The sequence below is a fragment of the Ruegeria sp. BC3 genome, from assembly GCF_056539265.1.
Window position 1 is genome coordinate 202,110 of sequence record NZ_JBQFUP010000001.1, and the last position, 23,728, is coordinate 225,837.

The 23,728-nt window shown below is 59.0% G+C and carries 23 protein-coding genes; 7 read left to right on the top strand and 16 right to left on the bottom strand.

Features of this window, described 5'->3' with window-relative positions:
• Positions 1-5 precede the first annotated feature (5 nt).
• On the top strand, positions 6-944 hold the full coding sequence (locus tag ACR0MV_RS00975; protein ID WP_480700710.1) for a hypothetical protein: 939 nt from the start codon (positions 6-8) through the stop codon (positions 942-944).
• A 57-nt stretch (positions 945-1,001) separates the two neighbouring features.
• Here the strand turns inward: ACR0MV_RS00975 and ACR0MV_RS00980 are convergent, their stop codons facing one another.
• The 6 genes from ACR0MV_RS00980 to ACR0MV_RS01005 form a co-directional block, all read right to left on the bottom strand.
• Entirely contained in the window at positions 1,002-2,225 is a 1,224-nt protein-coding gene (locus ACR0MV_RS00980) for an MFS transporter (protein WP_170421486.1), read from the bottom strand.
• A gap of 80 nt (positions 2,226-2,305) precedes the next feature.
• A complete protein-coding gene (locus ACR0MV_RS00985) occupies positions 2,306-2,902 on the bottom strand; it encodes a YceI family protein (RefSeq protein ID WP_170421483.1) in 597 nt (198 codons plus the stop codon).
• Positions 2,903-2,964: 62 nt separating this feature from the next.
• Positions 2,965-3,585, bottom strand: a complete 621-nt coding sequence (locus ACR0MV_RS00990; protein ID WP_170421480.1) for an ImuA family protein — start codon at positions 3,583-3,585, stop codon at positions 2,965-2,967.
• A 58-nt stretch (positions 3,586-3,643) separates the two neighbouring features.
• Entirely contained in the window at positions 3,644-4,225 is a 582-nt protein-coding gene (locus ACR0MV_RS00995) for a retropepsin-like aspartic protease family protein (RefSeq protein ID WP_480700711.1), read from the bottom strand.
• 41 nt (positions 4,226-4,266) lie between these two features.
• A complete protein-coding gene (locus ACR0MV_RS01000) occupies positions 4,267-4,887 on the bottom strand; it encodes a MarC family protein (protein ID WP_170421474.1) in 621 nt (206 codons plus the stop codon).
• A complete protein-coding gene (locus ACR0MV_RS01005) occupies positions 4,884-6,737 on the bottom strand; it encodes an ABC-F family ATP-binding cassette domain-containing protein (protein WP_170421471.1) in 1,854 nt (617 codons plus the stop codon). Before ACR0MV_RS01005 ends, ACR0MV_RS01000 begins: the two co-directional genes overlap by 4 nt.
• A 108-nt stretch (positions 6,738-6,845) precedes the next feature.
• On the opposite strand from ACR0MV_RS01005, the gene ACR0MV_RS01010 reads away from it, so the two are divergent.
• Positions 6,846-8,048 (top strand): multidrug effflux MFS transporter, encoded by a 1,203-nt coding sequence (locus ACR0MV_RS01010; protein ID WP_480700712.1) that lies wholly within the window; start codon positions 6,846-6,848, stop codon positions 8,046-8,048.
• Positions 8,049-8,163: 115 nt separating this feature from the next.
• Positions 8,164-8,586 (top strand): nucleoside-diphosphate kinase, encoded by a 423-nt coding sequence (gene ndk / locus ACR0MV_RS01015; protein WP_155143779.1) that lies wholly within the window; start codon positions 8,164-8,166, stop codon positions 8,584-8,586.
• A gap of 57 nt (positions 8,587-8,643) precedes the next feature.
• On the opposite strand, the gene ACR0MV_RS01020 is transcribed toward ndk, so the two are convergent.
• Entirely contained in the window at positions 8,644-8,991 is a 348-nt protein-coding gene (locus ACR0MV_RS01020) for a TfoX/Sxy family protein (protein ID WP_480700713.1), read from the bottom strand.
• A 148-nt stretch (positions 8,992-9,139) separates the two neighbouring features.
• On the opposite strand from ACR0MV_RS01020, the gene ACR0MV_RS01025 reads away from it, so the two are divergent.
• From ACR0MV_RS01025 to ACR0MV_RS01040, 4 genes are read left to right on the top strand one after another with little or no spacing between them, the layout of a single operon-like run.
• Positions 9,140-9,325, top strand: a complete 186-nt coding sequence (locus ACR0MV_RS01025; RefSeq protein WP_170464104.1) for a hypothetical protein — start codon at positions 9,140-9,142, stop codon at positions 9,323-9,325.
• Positions 9,325-10,839: a CHAD domain-containing protein gene (locus ACR0MV_RS01030; protein WP_480700714.1), complete on the top strand. Its 1,515-nt coding sequence runs from the start codon at positions 9,325-9,327 to the stop codon at positions 10,837-10,839. Before ACR0MV_RS01025 ends, ACR0MV_RS01030 begins: the two co-directional genes overlap by 1 nt.
• A gap of 3 nt (positions 10,840-10,842) precedes the next feature.
• The gene (locus ACR0MV_RS01035; protein ID WP_480700715.1) at positions 10,843-11,598 is read left to right on the top strand and encodes a ParA family protein; all 756 of its coding nucleotides are present in this window, start codon (positions 10,843-10,845) and stop codon (positions 11,596-11,598) included.
• Positions 11,595-12,062 (top strand): CYTH domain-containing protein, encoded by a 468-nt coding sequence (locus ACR0MV_RS01040; protein ID WP_480700716.1) that lies wholly within the window; start codon positions 11,595-11,597, stop codon positions 12,060-12,062. The genes ACR0MV_RS01035 and ACR0MV_RS01040 overlap by 4 nt, the downstream gene beginning before the upstream one ends.
• Here the strand turns inward: ACR0MV_RS01040 and ACR0MV_RS01045 are convergent.
• From ACR0MV_RS01045 to ACR0MV_RS01085, 9 genes are all read right to left on the bottom strand, one after another.
• Entirely contained in the window at positions 12,059-13,429 is a 1,371-nt protein-coding gene (locus ACR0MV_RS01045) for a sensor histidine kinase (RefSeq protein ID WP_480700717.1), read from the bottom strand. The two genes, ACR0MV_RS01040 and ACR0MV_RS01045, sit on opposite strands and share 4 nt — an antisense overlap.
• Complete coding sequence (locus ACR0MV_RS01050; RefSeq protein WP_170421447.1) at positions 13,422-14,102, bottom strand: response regulator transcription factor; 681 nt, start codon at positions 14,100-14,102, stop codon at positions 13,422-13,424. Before ACR0MV_RS01050 ends, ACR0MV_RS01045 begins: the two co-directional genes overlap by 8 nt.
• Before the next feature lie 181 nt (positions 14,103-14,283).
• Positions 14,284-15,720 carry a Do family serine endopeptidase gene (locus ACR0MV_RS01055; RefSeq protein ID WP_480700718.1) on the bottom strand — a complete coding sequence of 479 codons (1,437 nt, stop codon included), beginning with the start codon at positions 15,718-15,720 and terminating at the stop codon, positions 14,284-14,286.
• A gap of 753 nt (positions 15,721-16,473) precedes the next feature.
• Positions 16,474-17,073 carry a nucleotidyltransferase family protein gene (locus tag ACR0MV_RS01060; protein WP_480700719.1) on the bottom strand — a complete coding sequence of 200 codons (600 nt, stop codon included), beginning with the start codon at positions 17,071-17,073 and terminating at the stop codon, positions 16,474-16,476.
• Positions 17,074-17,104: 31 nt separating this feature from the next.
• On the bottom strand, positions 17,105-19,522 hold the full coding sequence (locus ACR0MV_RS01065) for a GcvT family protein (protein ID WP_480700720.1): 2,418 nt from the start codon (positions 19,520-19,522) through the stop codon (positions 17,105-17,107).
• Between the two features lie 169 nt (positions 19,523-19,691).
• The gene (locus ACR0MV_RS01070; protein ID WP_170421434.1) at positions 19,692-21,002 is read right to left on the bottom strand and encodes an HlyC/CorC family transporter; all 1,311 of its coding nucleotides are present in this window, start codon (positions 21,000-21,002) and stop codon (positions 19,692-19,694) included.
• 63 nt (positions 21,003-21,065) lie between these two features.
• A complete protein-coding gene (locus ACR0MV_RS01075; RefSeq protein WP_480700721.1) occupies positions 21,066-22,019 on the bottom strand; it encodes a tyrosine recombinase in 954 nt (317 codons plus the stop codon).
• A gap of 2 nt (positions 22,020-22,021) precedes the next feature.
• Positions 22,022-23,545 (bottom strand): hypothetical protein, encoded by a 1,524-nt coding sequence (locus ACR0MV_RS01080; protein WP_480700722.1) that lies wholly within the window; start codon positions 23,543-23,545, stop codon positions 22,022-22,024.
• Positions 23,535-23,684 (bottom strand): hypothetical protein, encoded by a 150-nt coding sequence (locus ACR0MV_RS01085; RefSeq protein WP_170421426.1) that lies wholly within the window; start codon positions 23,682-23,684, stop codon positions 23,535-23,537. Before ACR0MV_RS01085 ends, ACR0MV_RS01080 begins: the two co-directional genes overlap by 11 nt.
• Positions 23,685-23,728: the final 44 nt, after the last annotated feature.

Sequence of the window (23,728 nt, forward strand, 5' to 3'; positions counted from 1 at the left end):
GTAAAATGAAGCCGTTTTTAGTTGATCGTTTGATCCAATTGTTCGTTTTGACCTGTTTAGGAGTATTTCTGGCCCCGGCAGGTGTTCAGGCCGATCAGAGCAAGGCCATGGACGCAATAGGAACCTTTGACAAAGCAATGCTGTCAATCTTTCACCGTGGGCAGGATGCTCTGACGGCGGAAAGCCGTCCGGTCATGGTTATCGCCAAGGACGTGACCGTCATGACCGACACAGGCGAGACGTCGTTTCCGAGAGACGCGCCAAACTACCTCATCTTCAAATCCACGTCCCACGTTCTTCTTGGAATTATCGGCGCGGTCACGCCTTGGCCAGACGAAGACGATGAAAACCCGCGCTGGCAGCAGGATTTTGCTTCCATCTCACAAGAAATCGATACGCTGCTGGCCACGATTGGCGGCCTTGACCTGCCAAAGGAAGAGATTGCCCAGCAGCGGCAGATGCTTGAGGCTGCTCGAAGCTTTGTGAAGGGGTCAGTCGAACGCGGGACGCTCACGCGGCAGGACGTTTCCAACGCGATCAATGAAATGCGCCCGGTCTGGGCGGCCAATATGCGCAAAGCGGCAAGGGCCGAGCTGAACTCGTTACATAAGGCTGTGTCCGACGCGCGCGCCTCGGTCAGCGACGACGTCTGGGACGAAATATATGTCGTCCATCACGGCGGTTCGAACGTGACGGGGATCAATGTCGTTGAGCTGTATCTGGAACGCGTGATGCCTCAGAAAGTTGAGGCGGGTCAGGTCATGTTCGCCGAACATGCGCATGGCAACAAGGCAATGGCCGACTTTGTGGGCTATGAGAAAATGCAGCGTCTTGTGGGCGCTTGGGCCTTTGGGGATCCGGGTCGCATGGAGGTCGACTTGCTTGGCTACGAAGCGGGTTCTCTTCTGGATGAGCTGATCCCATCCCCACCGCCTGCAGAGTAGGGGCGGCTAATTTTCGTATTTCCAGCCACGCGTCTTCGCCCGTGCAACGACGTCGTTCTAACGCCCTTCACGCGACCGTTTGAGCAGGCGGCCAATCGTGAACGATGTGCGCGGCGCGTAGACGTAGTTGGTGCGTTCCTCGGGCGTCGGGCGGGAACGCATGCGCGCCAGACCGAAGATGATCAGGAACACATGGCCCAAAGCGACAAAGGCAAACAGGGCACCGGGGCCGAACTGTTGAATCAGTGTGGATGAGATATAGGGCGAGGCGATTGCCCCCAGAGCGAACCAGAACATCAGCGCCGCCGAAAGCTCGACCCGTTCTTCGGTCGTTGCAAAGTCGTTTGCATGAGCCGACGAGACCGAGAAGATCGGGAAGGTTGTCAGGCCAAAGAAAACAGCGGCAGACATAACTCCTAACGTGCCCGTGCCGCTGGCCGCCATGGTGACGCCACAACTGAACACCGCAGCCGCCGAAAGCCAGATCAAAACCCATCGCCGGTCATATTTGTCGGCGAGCCATCCGACCGGATACTGCGCCAAAGCGCCACCCAAAACGAATGAAGCCAGAAAGAACGCGATCTGATCGATGTCCAGACCAACTTCCTGACCGTAAACCGGACCAACCATGCGAAACGACGCAGAGCTCAGCGCGGCGACGATCACGCCGGCAACAGCCAGTGGTGAGCTGCGCCACGCCAGCTTGGGTCTGAGGCGGGGCGCGTCAGGCGTTTTGGGTTGGCTCGCCTTGGTTAGCGTCAGCGGCAGCAGCGAAGCGCAACATAGGATCGCCAACAGATTGTACGAGACATAGGATGCAGGCGGCAGGACCGCGATAATCAACTGCGCGCAAAGCGACGCGCCCATATCCGCGATGCGGTAGGTGCCCATTGCGCGTCCGCGCGTTTCATTCGTGACTTTGGCGTTCAGCCACGCCTCGATCACTGTGTAAGCACCTGCAACGCACGTCCCGGATGCAACGCGAAGTGCGGCCCAGATGTATGGGTTTTCGGTCAGGGTGTGCCCGATCAAGCCCATCGCACCCAGCGCGGTACAGACCGCAAAGGCGCGCGAATGGCCGACGCTGCCCATCAGCCGGGGCGCCCACCAGCATCCTACGAAAAAGCCCACGAAATGCGCCGAACCCAGCAAACCGATCTGTTCGGTGGTAAAATTGAGCGTGATGCCCGAGATTGCATCCAATGGACCTACGCCGCCCGTTGAGAGCTGCAGCAGAATGACGGAAAGAAATAGGGCGGCAAAGGAAATGATCGTGCGCATAGTGGGCCCAGCATTACCGTATCCGCCAGCGCTGCGCGTGTTTATTCGACCTCCGCGCGTCGTTTTTTGCCCTCGGGCGGTCAGGTGTTGCGCATCAGTTCCGCGCGGATGTTCAACGAGACCGTATCTGCGACCAGATCGGGATAGCCGGATGCGCCAAACGCGTGCCTGTCCAGTGCGCCGGACAGAAGAATCGAGAGGGTGCTCAGGTCGTCAGCCTCTGTGCCGGGTTTGCGGTACAGGTTGGCCTGCAGCGTCACCGGGCGTGTGACCCCGCGCAAGGTCAGGTCTCCGGTGATGGTCGCACCTTCCGAGATGCGACCGGTCGGGCCCAGCTGTATTCGGGTGGATTGAAAGGTGATGGCGGGGAACTGCTGCGCGTTCAGGACGCTCTCGCTTAGCATCGGGCCGCGGGCAAAGGGCAATCGAGTACGTGCGGCGGCCACGTTCATCACGACGGTGACCTTGCTGTTTTGTAACTGCTCGGTGTCGATCTGGATGTTTGCGGACTGGATCGGCATCGTCCCGGATTGCGCGATCCCTGACAGTACGAAGGAAAAACCGACGGAGGTTCCTGACCGTGACAGTGTGTACGGCACCAGCGCAGCCCGGGCTTTGCCGGCCAGTGGCAGGGCGGCAAGCCCGGCGATCAATGAGCGTCTTGTCAGATTGCGCATACCGAAACGCTAGGGCGGGCCCTGTGCCTTGGCCAGTCACAACTGGCGTGAAGTGCGTATGTTCACAAGGGTGTGTCTTCCGTGGCGATCTGCTGCAGGTGCAAGCCGGCGCGCGGTTTGGTCTGGGTGGCGTGCCAACTGACCGGGGGCAGGGCACGGGCGCGGCGGCGGGTCAGGGTCCAGCGCCGGGCTTCTTCCCGATGATCGCCAGCCATATGCCAGCGTGTCTCAACCCCTTGCGCGCCGCCGTCGCCGGGTGTCAGCAGCAACCCAAGCGGAGCCCGCCCCAACGCGCCGCCCTGTTCAGCGGCCAGATGCATCCGCCGTATCGGCGTCAGCCCCGGCGCACCCGGCAGGTCACCGATGATAAGCGGGATCGCTCCGCTGCGTAACGCTTCTTCCATGCACCACAGCAGGTCCTCGGATCGGGTTGGGCGGACAAAGATAAAGCGGGCCGGATCGGCAAAGGCCATCATCCCGTCGGGGTTCAACTGGCCAGGTTCCCACGCGGGCGAAATCCACAGCACCGGTCCCTGCGCCTGACCTGCCAGCCACATGGCAAAACTGCGCCGGGCGGGGCCGCAAGCCTCGTGCACACGGGCCAGTTGCAGCCTGATCTGCGGATGAAGGTCAATCCCCGGCACTTCGCGCGCGGGTTTGCGGCCAAGAAGATGTGTAGACATGCTGTCAGGGTAACATGTTCATATTTTGTTCTCAATTGTGAAAAACAGTGATGGCGCCTTAACGCGACAGCAGCAGGCGGCCATTTGCGAACTGGATATTCGAAAAACGGTGCAGGTAATCCATGCCCAGCAGGGACTTGTTCAACTCACCCTCGTTCACCCAGGCCGAGATATTGCGGTCCGTGATTGGCCCAAGGGTCAGCGTATCCAGGCTTACCGGCGCTGTCCGAACCTGACCATTGGCCGTGTTGGCCCGGCCGAAATAGTTCAGCTGATCGGGGTCGATGCCGATGCGCTCGGCATCTTGCGAGCTGAGGACAATCTGGCTTGCGCCGGTGTCGACCAGAAAGGTGATCGGCTGGCCGTTCACCTCAACCGGCAGATAGTAATGCCCGTCGGGCGCGCGCGGCACTTCGATGCTTTGACCGGTAACCGTCATTTGCGGGGCAGGGGAAACGGTTGTGCGAATGTCTTCCCACAGTCCAACTACGGCAATCACGCCGATAAAAATAAAGACCCAAGCCATGGCCTGTTGCATCGTTTTGCCCAGCGACTGCCGGTTTTGCGAGATGAACCAAGCCACCACCGCCGCACCCAGCAGTCCCAGATACGCAATCCGTGCAATGTTGTCGCCGTCCATGACGTACCCCCAAACAGATTTCCTGAACTGTATATGGGGATTTACGACGCGAATCCAAAGGCCTTGAGGCCGTCCAAGATGAATTGCACCGACAGGGCCGCCAGCAACATGCCCAGCAGTCGCGTCAATACGTTCAGCCCGGTTTTGCCCAGAATCCGAGCGATTATCCCGCCAGCCAGAAAGAAGATGAAGACTACGGCCATGACCGCCAGCATGACAGCGCAGGCGGCGGCGATGCCTTGAATGCCGGGGTTTTGGCCCGCCAGTAGGATGATTGTGGCAATTGATCCGGGTCCTGCGATCAGAGGGATCGCCAATGGAAAGACTGACGGGTCAGGGTGTTCCTCTTCCTCGGCCCGGTCCTCGCGGCGTTTGGTGCGACGGTCGAACAGCATGTCCAAAGCTGTCAGAAACAGCAGCGCGCCACCGGCCACGCGGAAGGCCTCCATGGAAATGCCGACAAATCCCAGAACGGCTTCACCAAAAGCGGCAAAAGCGACCAGAATGCAGACAGCGGTCAGGCAACTGCGGATCGCGGTTTTCCGCCGGGTCGCCGGATCCATATCTTGGGTCAGAGCGACGAAGATCGGCGTGGTGCCGAACGGATCGATCACCACGAACATGGTGGTGAAGGCCGTTATGAAGAAAGCCAGTTCGATCATGCCGCACTCTCTGCTTGTTCCAAACGTTCAGCGGCGGCGACCCATAGCGCCTCGGCTTTTTGCATCGCTTCGACCACCTCGGCAAACTTGCGGTTCCAGGTTTCCAGATCGTTGATCTTTTCATCCTCATACAGAGCCGGATCAGCCAGCTTGGCCGACAGCTTGTCATGCATGTCCGTCAGCTTTTCGATCCGATCCTCGCATTTGCGCAAGTCTGCACGCAGGGCCAGCATCGCCTCGCGCGAGGGGCGTTTTGCCTTTGCTGTTTGCGGTTTCTCTTTCACCGGCTTGTCGCGCGCCAACAGCATGGTGCGATAGGATTCAAGGTCGCCGTCATACGGTTTGACGGTGCCATCCGAGACCAGCCATAACCGGTCTGCGACCAGCGACAGCAGGTGCATGTCGTGACTGACCAGCACGACCGCGCCGGAATAGGCGGTCAGCGCTTCAACAAGCGCCTCACGGCTTTCGATATCCAGGTGGTTGGTCGGTTCGTCAAGGATCAGCATATGGGGCGCGTCGATGGTGGCGATGAGCAGCGACAGGCGCGCTTTTTGCCCGCCGGACAAGCGCCCGACCTTGGTTTCAGCCTGATCCGCGTTCAACCCGAACCCGGCCAGCCGCGAGCGCCATTTGCCCGGAGCCTCATCCGGGCGAAGGCGGCGCATATGGCCCAAAGGCGTTTCGTCCACATACAGCTCATCCACCTGATGCTGTGCGAAGTAACCTATGCGCAACTTGTTGCTGCGGGTCATTTTGCCGGCCATCAGGGGTAGGCGGTTGGACAGCAGCTTGGACAGGGTCGATTTACCCTGACCGTTTTTACCCAGCAACGCGATGCGGTCGTCCTGATCGATGCGCAGGTTCAGGCGGCGCAGGACCTCGACGTCACCATAACCCGTGACACCGCCCTCAAGATTGATGATAGGCGGCGATAGTTCCTCAGGCTCGGGGAAGCTGAAAGCCCTCAAAGCGGCTTCTTGCGGGGTCGAGACCAGTTGGATGCGCTCGATCATCTTTAGGCGCGATTGCGCTTGGACGGCTTTGGACGCTTTCGCGCGAAACCGGTCCACAAAACTCTGTAGGTGGGCGATGCGGGCCTTGGCCTTGGCGTTTTCGGATTCCGCCTGTGCAAGACGCTCGGCGCGGCGTTCGGCGAACTTGTCGTAAGGCACCGCGTAGTAGGTCAGCTTGCGGTCTTCCAGATGCAGGATCGAACCAACAGCGCGATTCAGCAACCCGCGGTCGTGGCTGATGATAATGACTGTGTGCGGGTACTTGGCCAGATAGCTTTCCAGCCACAAGGCGCCCTCAAGGTCCAAATAGTTGGTCGGTTCGTCCAGCAACAACAGATCGGGCTGAGAGAACAGCACCGCCGCCAGCGCCACACGCATCCGCCAGCCACCCGAGAAATCCGAGCAAGGGCGCAGCTGGTCTTCGTCGTCAAAGCCCAAACCTTTGAGGATCGAGGCAGCGCGCGCCTCGGCTGACCAGGCGTCGATGTCGGCAAGGCGGGTCTGGATCTCGGCAATGCGGGCGGGGTCTTCGGCGCTTTCAGCCTCGGCCATTAGGGCGCTGCGTTCGGTGTCAGCGGCAAGCACAGTGTTGATCAGCGAAACATCGGACGAGGGCACCTCTTGCGCCACCCCACCAATACGGGCCCGTTTCGGCAGGACGATGTTGCCCGACTCCAGCGCCAGTTCCCCGCGGATCAGCCGGAACAGAGTGGTCTTGCCGGTCCCGTTGCGCCCCACAAGGCCCACCTTGTGTCCATCCGGGATAGTTGCGCTGGCCCCATCGAACAGGGGGCGGCCTTCAACCGCATAGGTTATGTCTTCGATCCGTAGCATGACGCGCTCTTAGCAGAGCCTTTATGCAGCCGCCAGCGGCTTGGCATGTTCAAACCGCGGTCGATGTGTTAGCGCTGTGTCGTTTGCTTTTGTGAAACGGTCTGCATCATGCGCGCGGCTCAGACGCCCCCTTCACTGGTCACATTGATCTTTGCCACGGCGCTGTCGGTGCTGTCGCTGAATATGTTCCTGCCTTCGCTGGCGCGAATGGCCGGTGATTTTCAGGTCGACTATGGTCTGATCAACCTGTCAGTGGCGGGCTATCTGGCCGTTTCTGGCGTGCTGCAACTGATCCTGGGTCCGTTGTCCGACCGATATGGTCGCAGGCCGATCCTATTGATCTCGATGGCGATTTTCGCGGTGGCTTCGGTCGGTTGCGTTTTGGCTGAGTCGATCTGGGTGTTTCTAGGCTTCCGCCTGTTACAAGCCGCAGTCGTGGCCGGACCCGTGCTGTCCAGCGCGTCGATCAGGGACCTGTACGAGCCAAACGAAGCGGCCAGCAAGCTGGGCTATGTTGCGATGGCGATGGCCCTGGCTCCGATGCTTGGCCCGATGTTGGGCGGAGCACTTGATATGATGTTCGGCTGGCGGGCGGGGTTCATCCTGTACTCGGCTTTGGGGGCAGGGATGCTGGTGCTGTTGTGGGCTGATATGGGTGAGACGAATACGAACCGATCCGCAACCTTCTCGGCCCAACTTAAAGAGTACCCGCACCTATTCCGAGCGCGCCGGTTCTGGGGCTATGCGCTATGTGCTGCATTTTCCATAGGGGCGTTTTTTAGCTTCATCACCGGCGCGCCGCTGGTTGCAGCCGCGTGGTTTGATCTGAGCCCGGCGATGCTGGGGCTCGGCATCGGGATCATCACTGGCGGTTTCATGGTGGGCAACTTCATCACTGGCCGTTTCGCCGCGCGCACAAAACTGACCACGATGATCCTGATCGGACGGATTATCGCGTCGGTCGGGCCGCTGGGCGGGCTGGTGTTGTTCAGCGCAGGATTGGGGTCGGTATGGGTGTTTTTTGGATCCGCGATCTGCGTCGGACTCGGCAACGGCCTGACCAACGCCAATGCATCCGCCGGGGTCATGTCGGTGCGTCCGAAACTGGCAGGCAGTGCGGCGGGGCTTTCCGGTGCAATGATCGTTGCCTTGGGCGCAATTCTAACCACGCTTACAGGCGCATTTGTCAGCCCTGAGAACGGGCCGTTTCTGGTTCTTGGCATGATGTTTGTCAGCAGCTTTATCGGCCTGCTCTCTGTTCTCTACGTCCGCTGGGTCGACGCAACGCAGCCCTTGCCGGACACAATCTGACCCGCAAACGTCAAAGGCGCAATCATTCCACTTTTCATGAGGCGGATACCGTGTTACGCGGCGCGCGATGGATTTCGGCGCATAGTCTCGCGCCACATTGTAAGGAGAGGCCGACATGGCACTGGAACGCACATTCTCGATCATCAAACCCGATGCAACCCGCCGCAACCTGACTGGCAAAATCAACGCCAAGTTCGAAGAAGCGGGCCTGCGCATCGTTGCGCAAAAGCGCATCCACATGACCAAAGAACAAGCTGGCAAGTTCTACGAAGTGCATGCCGAGCGTCCGTTCTATGACGAACTGTGCGAATTCATGTCGTCGGCTCCGGTCGTTGTTCAGGTTCTGGAAGGCGAAGGCGCCATTGCAAAGAACCGTGAAGTCATGGGCGCAACCAACCCCGCAGACGCAGCAGCCGGCACCATCCGTGCCGAGTTCGCTGAATCGGTTGGTGAAAACTCGGTCCACGGTTCGGACGCTCCGGAAACCGCAGCAGTTGAGATCGCCTACTTCTTCTCGGGCATCGAGCTGGTCGGCTAATCTGTCGCCAGACACGTCTAAGGGCCGCATTCAATTGGGTGCGGCCTTTTTTTGTTTTCAGACCTGTTTTAGGTCTTTCGGTGCCACGCGGACGCCGATTGCGTCCAGATCAGCGATCATCCGGCTTTCCGGCGCAGTGCTGACGCTGGATTTGATCGCATCAAACTTTTGTCGCAGCGCTTTCTTTTCCTCGCCCTTGCAATCGTTCCATGGACGTCCCTGCAGCCCCATCACCAGCACATAGTAACCAATGAAATGCGGCCTGGTGCCTGCCTGCAGCAACCGGGCATAGGCGGCGTCGGCCCCCAAGGTGCGTAGCTCTTGTGCCGAGTGGATGCCTGCGCGGGCACAGGATTGTTCAAAGGCCGGGCCCAGATTGCGGATCGACGAGACAGGATCAGACATGCTTCGTCTTAGCCGGGTGACCAAAAAGAGTCATCGGGTTGTTTCGCTGGTCGGTTGAAATTCGACCCTGCGCCAGCACAGGCAAAATAGTCATTGATATGCTTTCTGGAATGTGACCTCATGACGTCATGCTGTCATGAGGTCGTCGATGCCGAAGAACAAGGACGCCACGGAAAAGCCCGACAAGGGCAAGACGAACACGTCTTTGCGGTTGGACGGAAAAACCCTGAAAGCGCTCAAGATCAGGGCGATTGAAGAGGGGACCAGCGTTCAGAAAATCGTGGAGACCCTTGTAAACGACTATTTGGATGCGTCTCGAAAGGGACAATCCTGATGGCCGGAGACAGCAGCTTCTTCGTTATTCCAGGGGCATTGGATGAGGCGAGATTCTCCAAATCTCTGAGGGGTTTGGTCGCTAAGTTGGATGACGCCAAACCGGCGCAAAGTTTCGAGCTTTTGGATTGCCATGACCAATCGCTGAGGGCGTCGGGCAAAGTCCTGATCGAAACGGGCGGATCGCTGCACTTGCTGAAAGATGGGCAAACGACTTCGCAAAGGTGCAAGGGAAAAGGAAAGTTCGTACAAAACCTGCCCGCTGGACCCGTCCGGGACGCCCTTGCCGATTTTCCCGAACTGCGCGCACTGATGAGCGTTGGGGCAGGGCGGATCGTAAATCGTGCGTTTGCCATTCTGGATGATCTTCAGAAAACCCAGGTGCGCGGGACGGTGATGACACTGTCTTCGGATCGCGGACAGGTGTCGCTTGTAGCAGTCCAACCGCTGCGCGGGTATGACCGGGCGTTCAACACCGTGTGTGAGTACCTCAAAACAACAGCGCCGGGCGCAACTGGGGTCGAACCTTTGTTCAAAGGCTTGTTCCCGGACCTGACCGTCTACAAGGCCAAGCCCGAGATCCGCATTGGCACCCAAGAGCCTTCGATTGAAGTCGCCACGGACATCGTTCGCACCTACATCTCGGTCGCCCGACAGAACGAGGCGGGTGTGATTGCGGACATCGATACCGAATTCTTGCACGATTACCGCGTGTCGCTGCGTCGTGTGCGGTCAGTCATCAGTCTGTTCAAAGGGGTTTTCTCACCAGAACAAACCGCAGATTTAAAGCGCGAGTTCTCCGACTTGATGGCGCCAACCGGGCGTGTGCGGGACCTGGATGTGTATCTGCTGGAAAAAGATGACTACTTTCGCCTGATCCCGCCACAGCTACATGACGGGGCGCGGGCCATGTTCAAGCAGTTTGAAAAGGAACGCTCTCAGGCCCTTGGCCGTCTGTCTCGCCGCTTTCGCTCGCAGGCCTATGACCAACAGATGACCAGACTGGCCGAGGTGTTCGCTGACCCCGCCAACCTGCAACCCGGACCGAATGCGGACCGCACGGCTTATGAATACGCCTGTGCCCTGATCTGGAAACGCTACCGCAAGACTTGCAAACTGGCGCGCAGCATCACGCCGGACACACCAGATGAGGACGTCCACGAATTGCGGATCGACTGCAAAAAACTGCGTTACCTGATGGAGTTCTTTGCACCTCTGTTTGATGCAAAAGCTTTCAAAACGATCATCAAGCCTTTGAAAAAGCTCCAAGATAATCTTGGTTTGTTCAACGACTTTTCGGTTCAGCAAGAGGCGCTGCTTGGTTTTGTTCAGCAGCACAGTAACACGCAGGGACGTGCAGATGCGCAACTGGCCTTGTCCGTCGGCGGGCTGATTGCTGTGCTGGATCAGCGCCAAAACGCCGAGCGCGATCGCGTGATTGCAAACTTTCAGCTTTTTGACAGCCCGGATATCCGGCACCTGTTCCGCAGCCTGTTTCACCATAAAGGAGACTGAGGATTGAAAATCATTGCCTGCTACAGCAACAAGGGCGGTGTGGGAAAAACCGCGACCTCGGTCAACCTGGCCTATCTCTACGCAAATGCCGGTTTCACGGTGCTGCTGTGTGATTTGGATCCGCAGGGTGCCTCGGGGTTCTACCTTAGGGTCAAGCCGTCCAAAAAGCTGACGGATGCGCGGTTTTTCGAGGATGTGGAACGATTTACAAAGTCCATCCGCGCCAGCGATTTTGAGGGGCTGGACGTTCTGCCCGCGAACATGACCTTTCGGGATTTCGATGTGTTTCTGTCACGGATGCGGAACAAACGGTCTCGTTTGAAAAAGGCGCTGGTCGCAGCCGGCAGTGACTACGACGTGATCATCCTGGATTGCCCGCCCAACTTTTCGACCCTGTCCGAGAATATCTTTAAAGCGGCCGATCAGATCGTGGTCCCGGTGATTCCGACGACCCTGTCGGAACGCACTTTCGACCAGCTGGTCAGCTTTTTCGACGCCAAGAAACTGCCCAAGAAGAAACTGAAGGCATTCTTTTCGATGGTGCAACGCCGCAAGACATTGCATCAGGACACAATGGACGTGATGAAAAAGCTCTACCGCAAACGGTTCCTTAACAGCTCAATCCCGTTTGCGGCGGACATTGAACGAATGGGGCAGAACCGCGCGCCGGTCAGCGTGTATGCGCCCCGCAGCGCGGCCAGTTCAGCCTATCAAGACTTGTATGATGAGATCGAAAGCGGAGTGGTTTCAAACACATGAGCACCGAAATTGAACGCAAGTTTCTGGTGGCAGATCTGCCTGATCTAAGCAGCGCAAAACGGGCAGTAGTGCGTCAGGGATACCTGACCGCGCCGGACGACTCGACCGAGCTGCGACTGCGGCAAAAGAACGAAACCTACTATCTGACGCTCAAGGGGGCTGGTGCCCTGGTTCGTGTCGAGCGGGAGGCCGAAATTACGGCGGAGCAGTTCGAAACCTTCTGGCCGGAAACCGAAGGTCGGCGGGTCGAAAAAGAACGCTTTACCGGCGAACTTCCCGACGGGCGCTTGTTCGAGTTGGATGTTTTTTCGGGGGATTTGGCGCCGCTGCGTTTGGTCGAGGTTGAGTTTACGTCCGAGGCCGAGGCGCAGGCTTACACGCCACCAGCATGGTTCGGTCCGGATGTAACGACTGATAAACGGTACAAAAACAAGATGATGGCGATCAATGGCGTGCCAGATTAAAGCTTGCGCGCCAACTTGATCGTCGCTTCGAGGCCCGGATCGCGATTGTGCGCCTCGAAAGCGCCCTGATGCATATGCGAAATCGCCGCCACCAGCGCGAGGCCCAACCCGGCATTGCGCTCGGTCCGTGCGGGATCAAGCGTGACAAAGGGCACCTGCAGGCGTGGCAGTTCTTCCTCGGGCACGCCGGGGCCGCGGTCGCGCACACTCAGGCTGGTAAAAGGGCCATCTTCCGACAAGGTGATGGTGATGGCAGTTCCCTCTGGTGCATAGCGCATGGCGTTTTCCAACAGGTTCGACAGCGCCTGCGACAGCAACGGACGGTGCCCCTGTACGGCTTGCGCGCTGCCGTGAACCTCAAGTGAGACGCCCTGATCGGCCGCAACAGGCTCATAAAGCTCGACAACATCGCCGACCAGTTGCTGCAGGTCCACCGGCTCGAATTGTTCGCGCCCGACACCGGCCTCGGCGCGCGAGATTTCGGTCAGTTGCCCCAGAACGCGTAGAACGTGGTCGATCTCGGCCGTTGCTCGGGCCACGTCGACCTCACGGTCCAGATCGCTTTTGGTTGGGTCAGACAGCGTCTCGACCCTCTGGCGCAGGCGGGACAAGGGGGAGCGCAAGTCGTGGGCAATGGAATTCGAGGTCGTGCGCAGGTTGCTGATCAATTCCTCGATGCGGTCCAACATGGTGTTCAGCGTGCCCGCGACCTGGTCGAACTCATCCCCGGTGCCGCGCAACTGCATCCGGCGTGACAGGTCGCCCGACACAATGTTCTCCGCCGTGCTGGCGATGTCCGAAAGCCGAGAAAACACCAGCCGCGTGAACATCCAGCCGGTCAAAAAGCTGAGCGCCAGTGCTATCGCAAGGGCCAACCCGACGGCGCGCAGCAACGCACGGTCAAACTGCTGCCGGGCCAGTGCATCGCGCCCGACCAGCAGCCGCTCTCCACCGGGTAGACGGATCGAAGCGGCTGAGATTGGCACCAACTGATCGTTGTCCGCCCGCCGTAGTTCCAGATCGACCCAACCGCTGCCGGCGGTCACGTCTGACGGCCACTGTTTCAGGTTGCCTGCCAGCTTAACCCCAAACCGGTCAGTCAACAGATACAGGGCGTCGCGTTCTGATGCAGATGGAAGACGCCTCTCGATCGCCTGCAGCAGGCCAAACAGGCCGCGTCGTTCGTATTCATCGGCAAGGCCAGTGAGTTCGGCGGACACGACCGAGCGTGTCTCGCCCTCAATACTGCGATTGGCGGTGAAATAGACAAGACCCAGCACAATTGCCGTCAGCAAAGTGCTGAGAACCATGCTGGCCAGAACGAGGCGGGTGCGAGAATTGTTGAACGAAAGTCGCAGGTTATCCATCGGATATCATGTAACCCGCACCCCGAACCGTTTCAATCAATGGTGGTCTGCCACCTTCATCCAACTGGCGCCGCAGTTTCGAGATATGGACGTCCACGACATTGGTATTGGGATCGAAATGGTAATCCCACACGCCTTCCAGCAACATGGTCCGCGACACCACGCGGTTCTTGCGACGCAGGAAGAACTCCAGGATCTGAAACTCGCGCGGGGTCAGGGAAATCTCGTGCCCGTCGCGCGTGACTTTGCGGGTCAGCAGATCCATCTCGAGATCGCGACAGGTCAGTGTCACGCTTTCTTCGGACTCCTGAGGACGCCGCAATAGGGCCTCGATCCGGGCATGCAATTCCTGGAAGGAAAACGGTTTGACCAAATAGTCATCCGCACCCGAGCGCAGACCTTTAACCCGCTCGTCAACCGCGCTCATCGCGGTCAGCATCAGGGTAGGGGTTTTGACCCCCGCGGCCCGCAGGGAACGGATCATCGAAAGACCATCAAGGCCCGGCAGCATCCGGTCCAGAACAATCGCGTCAAACCCGCCATCCGTCGCGTGGTACAGACCTTCGCGCCCGTCTGCAGCCTGCTCGACCACATAGCCTTCCTCGCCAAAGCCCTTGGCGATGAATTCACGGGTGTCTTCGTCATCTTCGACGATCAGCAGGCGACGGCTCATAGTCTGCATTCCTTTCTTTGGGGAGTTAAACATAAAACTCGGGTAAATCACATGATTTGCTGAAACTACGTGCCGGGTGCGTTGCAGCGCACCCGGCAGTCCCGGCGGAGAGCGGACAATTCAATCCGCCGGGGAGGCGCACGCCAGAATTCCCCATCAAATGGCGCGCGCGGACTTCGGATCAGGCGATTTCGACCGCCACGAAGATTTGGTTTCCACCGCGATTGATCAAAACCAGCGCGGGGTCCGTCTTTTCGCTGTCCAGTGCAGCCTTCAGCGCGTCCGGGGTGACGGTTTCCTGGCTGCCCAGTTTGACGATCACGTCGCCGCGTTGCAGACCAGCCCTGGCGGCAGGGCTGTCAGGCTGCAGATCGGTGACGACAACCCCGTCGACATTTTCACCCACACCCATCTGAGCGCGGTTGCTGTCGGTCAGCGGCGCTACGGTCACGCCAAGCGTTGTGCCCGAAATGCCTTCGTCCACGGACTTGTCGATCTCGGCTGAGGCGCTTTGATGCTGACCGATTGTCAGTTCAACGGTTTCTTCCTTGCCGTTGCGCAGAACCGTGAGGGTGCTTTCGGTACCCACTTTGGTCGTGCCCACAAGGATCGGCAGATCGCTGCTAGAGTCGACGGCCTCGTCATTGAACGTCAGGATCACATCACCCTGTTCCAGAACGCCCTCAGCCGGGCTGCCTGCGACGATGTCCGAGACCAGCGCACCTGTGGACGCGTCGATTCCCATGGCCGCCGCGATTTCAGGGCTGACATTCTGGATCGAAACACCCAGCCAGCCACGGCTGACCTGGCCGTCATCACGCAGGTCTGCGGCGATATGCTCGACAATGTTCGAGGTCACAGCAAAGCCCAAGCCAACTGAACCACCGGTCGGCGAATAGATGGCCGAGTTCACGCCGATCACTTCACCTTCCATGTTGAACAGCGGACCGCCCGAGTTGCCCTTGTTGATGGCGGCGTCAGTCTGAATGAACTCAGCGTAGGGTCCGGCCGAAATGTTGCGACCTTTGGCCGATACGATACCGGTGGTCACGGTCGAATGCAGACCAAACGGGTTACCAATGGCCACAACGTCTTCGCCAACGCGGATCACGTCGCTGTCGCCCAGCTCAACGGCTTGCAGTGCTTCGTCCGCGTCGATTTTCAGAACGGCGATATCGGTCAGCGGGTCGGTGCCAACGATTTCGGCTTCATAGCTACGGTCGTCACTCAGGCGAACGGTGATCGTTGTGGCGTTGTCCACCACATGGTGGTTGGTGATGATATAGCCCGCTTCGTCCAGAACGAAGCCGGAGCCCAGCCCTTGGGCTGGCCCACGCTGAGGTGCCTGAAAGCCTTCGGGCGCGCCAAAGCGCTTGAATAACTCACCGAAGGGGTGGTCTTCAAAATCAAAGTTCTGTCCCTGTGCCTGCGCGGGCACGACGTCCTGTTCGGCGATGATGGTCACGACCGAGGGGGACACACTCTCAACCAGATCGGCCAGGGCCTCATCCGCCATCGAGGGCAGGGCGGTGGTGGCCAGCAGTGCTGCGCTGAGCGCGGATGCGCCAACCAGGCCAGTGGCACGTGGCAAAAGCAGAGAGGATTTACGGATGCTCATTTTTGTCTCCTGTTTATATCGCGCAGTTGCGGCCGCGCGTTGAAAGAGGAGATGAGGCATCAGTCTGAGCGTTTCCTGAGCCAAGGATTAAGAAATCTTAATTTCGCCACAAACAGGTCGTTCTATCCCATGCGTTCCGGAACCTCGAATCACGTTGACCGATTCGGCCAATTGTTGACGATTCGAAAGTCAAACCCTGAAATTGCCGAGATTGAATCAGTTTTGGTAACAAAGGGTCTCCGGAATGACCGGCTAAATCGATGCTCGTCCTTTGGTTGTGAGGTGTGATTTTCACCCTGCACATAGTTTAAACATATATCAGTAATAGAAATATTCTATGCTCCATAAAGTTTATGCATAATCCTTGATTGGACCTTGCTGGAGTTTTTCGTAGTCGCCTATAGGTAGAGTTGCCTTAGGCGAGATGTTGCGCAAATACCATCGTGATACGTCAAAAATTAACCGTTATCTCCAATTTTACGTTGTTTGGACTCACTGGATGGGTGACGATGATCTTGCCCAAGCGAGGGGGAGCCAGAGGCACTAGGGGGTGCTGACGGCTTGTCACAGTCACTGGAAACGCTGAGCGGCATGTTAACGAGGGGGTCTTGTTTAGGTTCGGCGGCGGAATAGCCAGAGTGCCTTAAGGTATTTTTGGCCGCGTTTTCAGGATTGGTGAAAAGTGGTAGTCCTGTTTTGGGCAAGCGACCTGGTCGGAAACGATCGGGTCGCTTCTTGTTTGGGGGATGGAAATCAGACGGTCTTGCCTGCGCGCCACCGGGCCCAGTCATCGGGAGTATCCAAATCCAGCAGTGCATTCCGGCCGGGCAGAGGCTGAAGAAACACCTTGTCCTGATGCGACCGCACCACTGATTGCGCCCCGGCATCACCGGTAAGGCGGTTGAGGTCGCCAAACAGCTGTCGCGCGAAAACAACGGGATGGCCGGGCTTGCCGGTTTCAGTCGCACCGCGCCAGATCAGGTTGTCGGGGTGATCATCGACTGCCGCAAGGACGCGGTTCAAATCATCCGCAGTGATCTCGGGCAAATCTGCCAGCAAGACCATAACGGCCCGCGCGTTGGAGGGCAGATGCCTCAAAGCGCCTCGAAGGCTGGCGTTCATCCCTTCCTCTGCATTCGCGATACGCGCGGTCACCACGTCCAATCCCTTCAAGGCCGCATCACGCGGATGCGGCGCAGGCGGCAACGCAACGATGACGGGCCCGGCTTGCAACGCCGTCTGCGCCGAGCGACGCAGCAGAGGCATGCCATCAACACTCTGCATCAGCTTGTCGGACCCGGCCATACGGCGCGATTGCCCTGCAGCCAGAAGGATAATCGGTATATCGCTCATACCGTCACATAGCCACCGCGACCGTCTTTTGTCATCCCCGCATGCGCGCACCGTCCGCATCGAACAGTGGCGTCGAGATCACGCGCGCCGGGCGCATCTGGCCCAGTATCTCGATCTCAACCTCTAGCCCGTCTGTCGCGCGATCTGACGGTAAGAACCCCATGGCGACGGATTTTTCGGCGAAATGAGAATAGCCGCCCGAAGTGCAGAACCCGACGACCTGACCATCCAGCCAGATCGGTTCATAGGCGTTCACGTCGGCGTCCTCTGCGTCCACTTCGAAGGAAACCAGAGTGCGTGTCGTGCCCTCGGATCGCTCCAATTCGGCGGCAGCCCGCCCGATGAAGTCCACGTTCTTGGAGTAGGCGATGAAGCGGTCCAGCCCGGTTTCGGCGGCGGTATAGTCGGGCGAAAACTCCCGCATCCACGAGCCAAAGAACTTGTCCAGACGCAGGCTCATCATGGTGCGCATGCCAAACGGCACCATGCCGTGGGGCTGCCCGGCCTGCCACAGGGTCCACCACAACTGTCGCTGGGCCATCGGGTCACAGTAGATCTCGTACCCCAAATCGCCGGTATAGCTGACCCGCTGAACGATGCAGTCGGTCATCCCGATGGTCATGCGCCGCACGTCCAGGAATTTGAGGTCCGAGATATCGGCACGTGTGCAGGCTGCCAGCACCTGAGCAGCCTTGGGGCCAGCGATCTGAAAGCCGTTCAAGCGGTCACTGATGTTTTCGATCCCAACGCCTTCGTCCTGATTTTGCAGAAACCAACGCATGTGGAACGCTTGACTGCCGTAGGAGGCGGTCAGCTGGAACTCGGTCTCGCTCAGGCAAGATACGGTGAAATCCCCGATCAACTTGCCCTTGGGTGACAACATGGGTGTCAAAGACAGCCGTCCCGGTTTTGGGATGCGCCCGGCCATGATCCGATCCAGCCAGTCGCGCGCGCCGGGGCCGGTGATGCGGTACTTGCCGAAATTGTGGACTTCGTTGATGCCAACGCCGTTGCGGACGGCGCGGACCTCACGACCGGTTGCGTCAAAAGCGTCCGAGCGGCGGAACGAGGGCGTCTCATAACCCGGCTCATCCCCTTGGGCAAAATAGTTCGGCACCTCAAGCCCGTATTGCTGCCCCCAGACCGCGCCGAGATCGCTGAAGATGTCGTACATCGGGGTGGTACGGTTGGGACGCGCGGCGGGCAGTTCTTCGTTGGGGTAGGCGACGCTGAACCGTTTTTGGTAGTTCTCAATCACCTTCGGGCGCGTGTATCCGGGGCTGATCCAGTCGCCGAAACGGGCGACGTCCATGGCGAACACGTCCCGTTCGGGCTCACCTTCGATCATCCACTGCGCCAGCGTTAGGCCAACGCCGCCACCCTGACTGAACCCGGCCATCACACCGCAGGCAGACCAATAGTTGCGCATGCCCGGCACTGGGCCGACCAGAGGGTTTCCGTCGGGCGCAAAAGTGAACGGCCCGTGGATCACCGATTTAACGCCAGCCTCAGCCAGAACGGGGAAGCGTCTGTAGGCGAACTCGATACTGTCGGTGATCTTATCGTAATCGTCGGGCAGCAATTCATGCCCGAACTCCCACGGGGTGCCATCGACCGCCCAAGGTTTGCAGGGCTGTTCGTAGAACCCGATGCACAGTCCGCGTCCTTCCTGTCGTAAATAGCTTTCGCCGGCAGGGTCCATCACATGCGGATGCTCGCCGCCCGCGTCGATGATCGCCTCGATCTGAGGGATCGAGTCCGTCACCAGATACTGGTGCTCCATCGGGTGGAGAGGGAAGTAGACACCGGCCATCGCGCCCACCTCGCGCGCCCACAAGCCGCCCGCGTTGACCACATGTTCGGCATGAACGGTGCCCTTGTCAGTCACCACATCCCAGGTGCCATCGGGGCGCTGGATTGTTTCGCGCACCATACAATGCGTTTCAATGGTGGCGCCGCCCATCCGGGCCGCCTTGGCATAGGCGTGGGTGGTGCCAGACGGGTCAAGATGCCCGTCCAGCGGATCATACAGCGCACCAATGATGCCGTCTGTGTTGGTGATGGGCGCGATCTTCTTGATCTCTTCCGGCCCGACGATCTCGGTCTCAAGCCCCATGAACCTATGTTTGGCGCGTTCGGCCAGCAGCATATCGAAGCGGTCCTGATTGTCGGCCAGAGTCACGCCGCCCACGTGGTGCAGACCACAGGACATGCCGGTGATCTCTTCCAGCTCTTTGTACAGGCGGATCGTATAGCCCTGCAGCGCCGCCATGTTGGTGTCGCCGTTCAGTGTGTGAAACCCGCCCGCCGCATGCCAGGTCGAGCCGCTGGTCAGTTCCGACCGCTCAAGCAGCATCACATCCGACCACCCCAGTTTGGTCAGATGATAGAGAACCGAACATCCAACGACTCCGCCGCCAATGACTGCAACTTGGGTGGTGAGTTTCATGAACGACTCCTGATAGTTTTGACGCCAGTCTCAACAGCGGGTCGGTCATTGCAATACCAGCAGCGACAGAAAGTGTCGCACGGGGCGATCCGAGCGAAGAGCAAATCGAAAGACGCAAGAAACCGGCGCTTTCGCTAAAGCACCGGTTTATCGACTGTTTTAAGCCTAGTTAAAGCGGGCGGATCTTGAGTTCGGTAATCCGGTTGCCTTCGCGTTTCGTCACCTCAAAGCGGAAGCCATGGAACGAAAAGACCTGACCGACAATCGGGATCATCTGCGCCTCGTGAATGACCAGACCGGCAACGGTGTTGGCCTCTTCGTCGGGCAGGGACCAGTCCATCGCGCGGTTCGCGTCGCGGATCGTTGTGGCGCCTTCGACCAGGAACTGCCCGTCTTCGGTGCGGGTCACCGCGACCTCTTCGTCAATGTCGAACTCATCCGCGATCTCACCGACGATTTCCTCGAGGATATCTTCGAGCGTGATCAACCCGCGCAGCGATCCGTATTCATCCACGACCAGCGCAAAGTGGCTGTGCATACGCAGGAATTCCCGCATCTGATCGTCCAGCGTGGTCGTCTCGGGCACGAAGTACGGGTCGTTGGCGACCTTGAGGATGTCGAACTCTTTCAGACGGTTTTCAGTGCCTTCGCTACCGCCAGCATGGGCGTACATCGCGCGGAAAAGGTCCTTGGCATGAACGACGCCAACGATGTTCTCCTGTTCGTCGCGGAAAACTGGCAGTCGGGTATGGCTGCTTTTCAGACACTGCTGAAGGATGGCCTCGGGCGGGGCATCCGCATCGATCATCTCAATGTTCGAGCGGTGCAGCATGATCTCTTCAACAGCGCGATCACCCAGATCCAGCGCGCCCAAAATACGGTCGCGGTCTTCCTTTTCGACCACGCCTTCGGAATGGCCCAGTTGCAGCGCACCGGCAATTTCCTCGCGTACGGCCAGAATATTGCTGTCCGGGTCGATCCGAACGCCAAACAGACGTAGAACGCCTCGTACAAGCACGCGCACCGCCGCCACGATGGGCGAGAACACCGTCACTACAACGCGGATGATCGGCGCAACGGCCGAGGCCGCCTTTTCAGAATTGGTGATTGCGTAGGTCTTGGGCAGAACCTCTGCGAAGATCAGAACCAGCAGGGTCATCACAAGCGTCGCCAATGCAACACCGCTTTCCCCGAACAGCCGCGTGAAAAGGGCGGTTGCCAGCGACGCTGCAAGGATGTTGACGAGGTTGTTGCCCAACAGGACCGAGCCGATCAGCCGTTCGTTGTCATCGGTGATGTCCAGCGCGATCTGCGCCCCGCGCGAGCCTTTGTCGGCCTGCGCCCGCAGTTTTCCGCGTGATGAGGCGGTCAAAGCCGTTTCAGAACCCGAGAAAAAGCCCGACAGGACAAGCAAAAGCAGAATGGCGCCTGAGGTAAACCAGAATGCGCCGTCGATCAAAGAAGCAGAAGAGGGTTCCATCGGTCCTTAGTTGTTCGTGTAACTGCAACCGTTATGGGGTCGCGACCGCAGCGGATCAAGGGGTTAGCCCACGTCATCGCCTTCTTTCGCTAGCGGATGATGCTGCAAGACAAGCTCTGACAGGCGTTCGTCCAGAACATGCGTGTAGATTTCCGTGGTTGCGACATCTGCATGGCCCAATAGAGTTTGGATAGACCGTAAATCAGCGCCATTGGCCAGCAGATGCGTTGCAAAAGCATGTCGCAGGGTGTGCGGGGTCACTTTTTCGGGCGATACGCCGCCCTCAACCGCCAGTTCCTTAACCAGCAGAAAAAACCTGTGGCGGGTCAGGTGCCCAGATTTTCCACGCGACGGGAACAGAAATTTTGAGCGTTGCCCACCATCGGCGACCTGTTTGTCTTCGGCCTCATCCCGGATCATCAGCCACGCTGCCAACGCATCGCGCGCGGGCGGCGATAGGGGCACCATTCGTTCTTTGCCGCCTTTTCCAAGCACCATCAGCATCCGAGGGTCACCACGGGCCGAGGATACCGGCAACGACACCAGTTCGGTCACACGCATCCCGGTGGCGTAGAGAACCTCCATCAGGCAGGTATTGCGCACCCGGTCCGCCTCTTTGCGGCCGGTGCGGCGCGCGGCGTCCAGCAGGCGGTCCACTTCGACAACATCCAGTGTTTTGGGAAGGCGTTTTTGCCGGCCTGGTCCCTTGATCTGAATGGCGGGGTTGGTTTCCCGCCAGCCTTCCTCGAACGCGAACCGGTACAGTTGCTTGATCGCGGACAATCGGCGCGCGCGGGTCGAGCGGGACAATCCCTGTGCGTCGCAGTCGATCAGGTACTCTTCAATCTGGTCCCGTTGCGTGTCGGAAAATCTTGTTTTGCGACGGTCCAGCCAGGCCGAAAACTCTTTCAGATCGCGCCCATAGGCCAGCTGCGTGTTGGTCGCCGCGCCCAACTCGGCAGCCTGCGCCTGCAAAAAGGTGGAGATCCACAGCTCTTGGGTTGCGGGGGCTGCCATGGCTATGTGTCCTGTAGGATCAGAACATTCAGCGCCGCGCGGCGAGCCGTGTCTTCAAGGCCAACGCGGCGCAGTGTCGCGATTGCGGCTGTCAGATCGACAAGGTTTCCTCGTGATCCGTGGGCAAACCGCTCCATCGTTTCCAATATCGCTTCGCCCAGTTGGTCATTGTTCAGCATTGCCTCAATATTCGACGGGACAGGCGCTGCCCAGGCAAACCCTTGCGCCACCGCATCCGCCAGAGGCGAGGGCGAGCGTGCGCGCCCCGGATCGCCCTGCGCAAGGGCGGCAAGGAACTGGCTTTCGTCCGATTCATCCGGAACCGAGAGAGCTGCGGTTTCATAAAGCTCGGACAACAAAAGAACGCGCCAGCGCAGTTTTTCGGCAGCCGGGTCCGGTAGTTCCACCTGAGACAGACGTCCTGCAAACAGTTCGGCAAACGGCACTTCCAAACCGACCGAACGCATTTGCGACCAGACCGACGTCAACGTCTTTGCGATTTTTTGGGGATCGCCTGAGTTCAGCGCGGCCTCGAACCGTTGCACGGCCGAAACCCTGTCCCACACCGCGCCGGACGCGGCCGGAGAGCGCTCGGTATACAGACCCAGCAACTGGTTCGGTGTCAGCGCACCAATCCGGGTCAATCTCTCTGCAGCTTCAATCTGCGCTTTCCAGCCAGCCACGTCCCGCAGGTCGGCATTGGCAAAGGCGCGGGGCAGTGGGGCCGACGGCAGACGCTCACCAATCGCTTCGAAAAGTCGGAAAGTCAACGGGCTGGGATCGTCAGGTTGCGGTAGGTACTCCGCATCTTCGAACAACTCGGGGCTTAGGAAACGGTCCAGCACGTCCAACTCATCTGGCGGCAGAATCTGCAACGCATGCGCAGCCTCGAGCGTCAGTGCGGCCGAGGCCCAGTCGCCGCGCCGCGCCTTGCAGAAAATCTGCGCGGCGTAGTCCTGCGACAGGTGTGGCTTTGCAATCAGAGAGGTGCAACTGCGATCCTCATCCCCGGTCAACAGCGTGGCATCAAACCAGCGCTTGAACCGATCGCGCGAGTTGGTCGGGCCAGCCAGTTGAACCAGGGATTGCGCCGGGTCGGCAGCTCCGAGTTGCATCAAGCGGTCCAGTCGGGCGAGTAACAGTGTCTCTTCAGCATCCGACCCTGCGGGCGCGCGGGCCTCGGACAGGATCAGAGTGAACAGGAGACGCTGCATCGCGGGATTGTAGCGCACGGGTACACGGGCGATCAGTTCCGCCAAACGATCTGCGTCGCTGTTCTGCCAAAGATTTACCGGTAGCCCGGTCACCGACGAGGACACCAGCCCCAGCGGTTGCGACAGGGCTTCAAGCGGCGTGACCTCGATATCCGGCTGAATACCCGTCTGCGTCACCGGGGGTTCCAGCAGCACAGTACCCGGTAGGTTCTCGGGCGGGTCCGCCAACCAGTCGATCACGGACAAGGGGGACTGTTGCGCATGTGCCGAACCGGCCAGCAACAGTGCAGCCAGGGCGGCTTTATTCCACATTCAGGATTACCGGCTCTCGAATTTCGCCTTTCGGGGCGGAAAAATCCACCCCGAATATCGGACCCAGATAGGCATAGCCCACCAGCCCCAGAAAACACAGGCAAACAAGATATACCAGGAACTTGATCAGACGGCCCATTGCTCAACGCTGCCCCAATTTTGTCTTTTGCCATAGTTATAGCT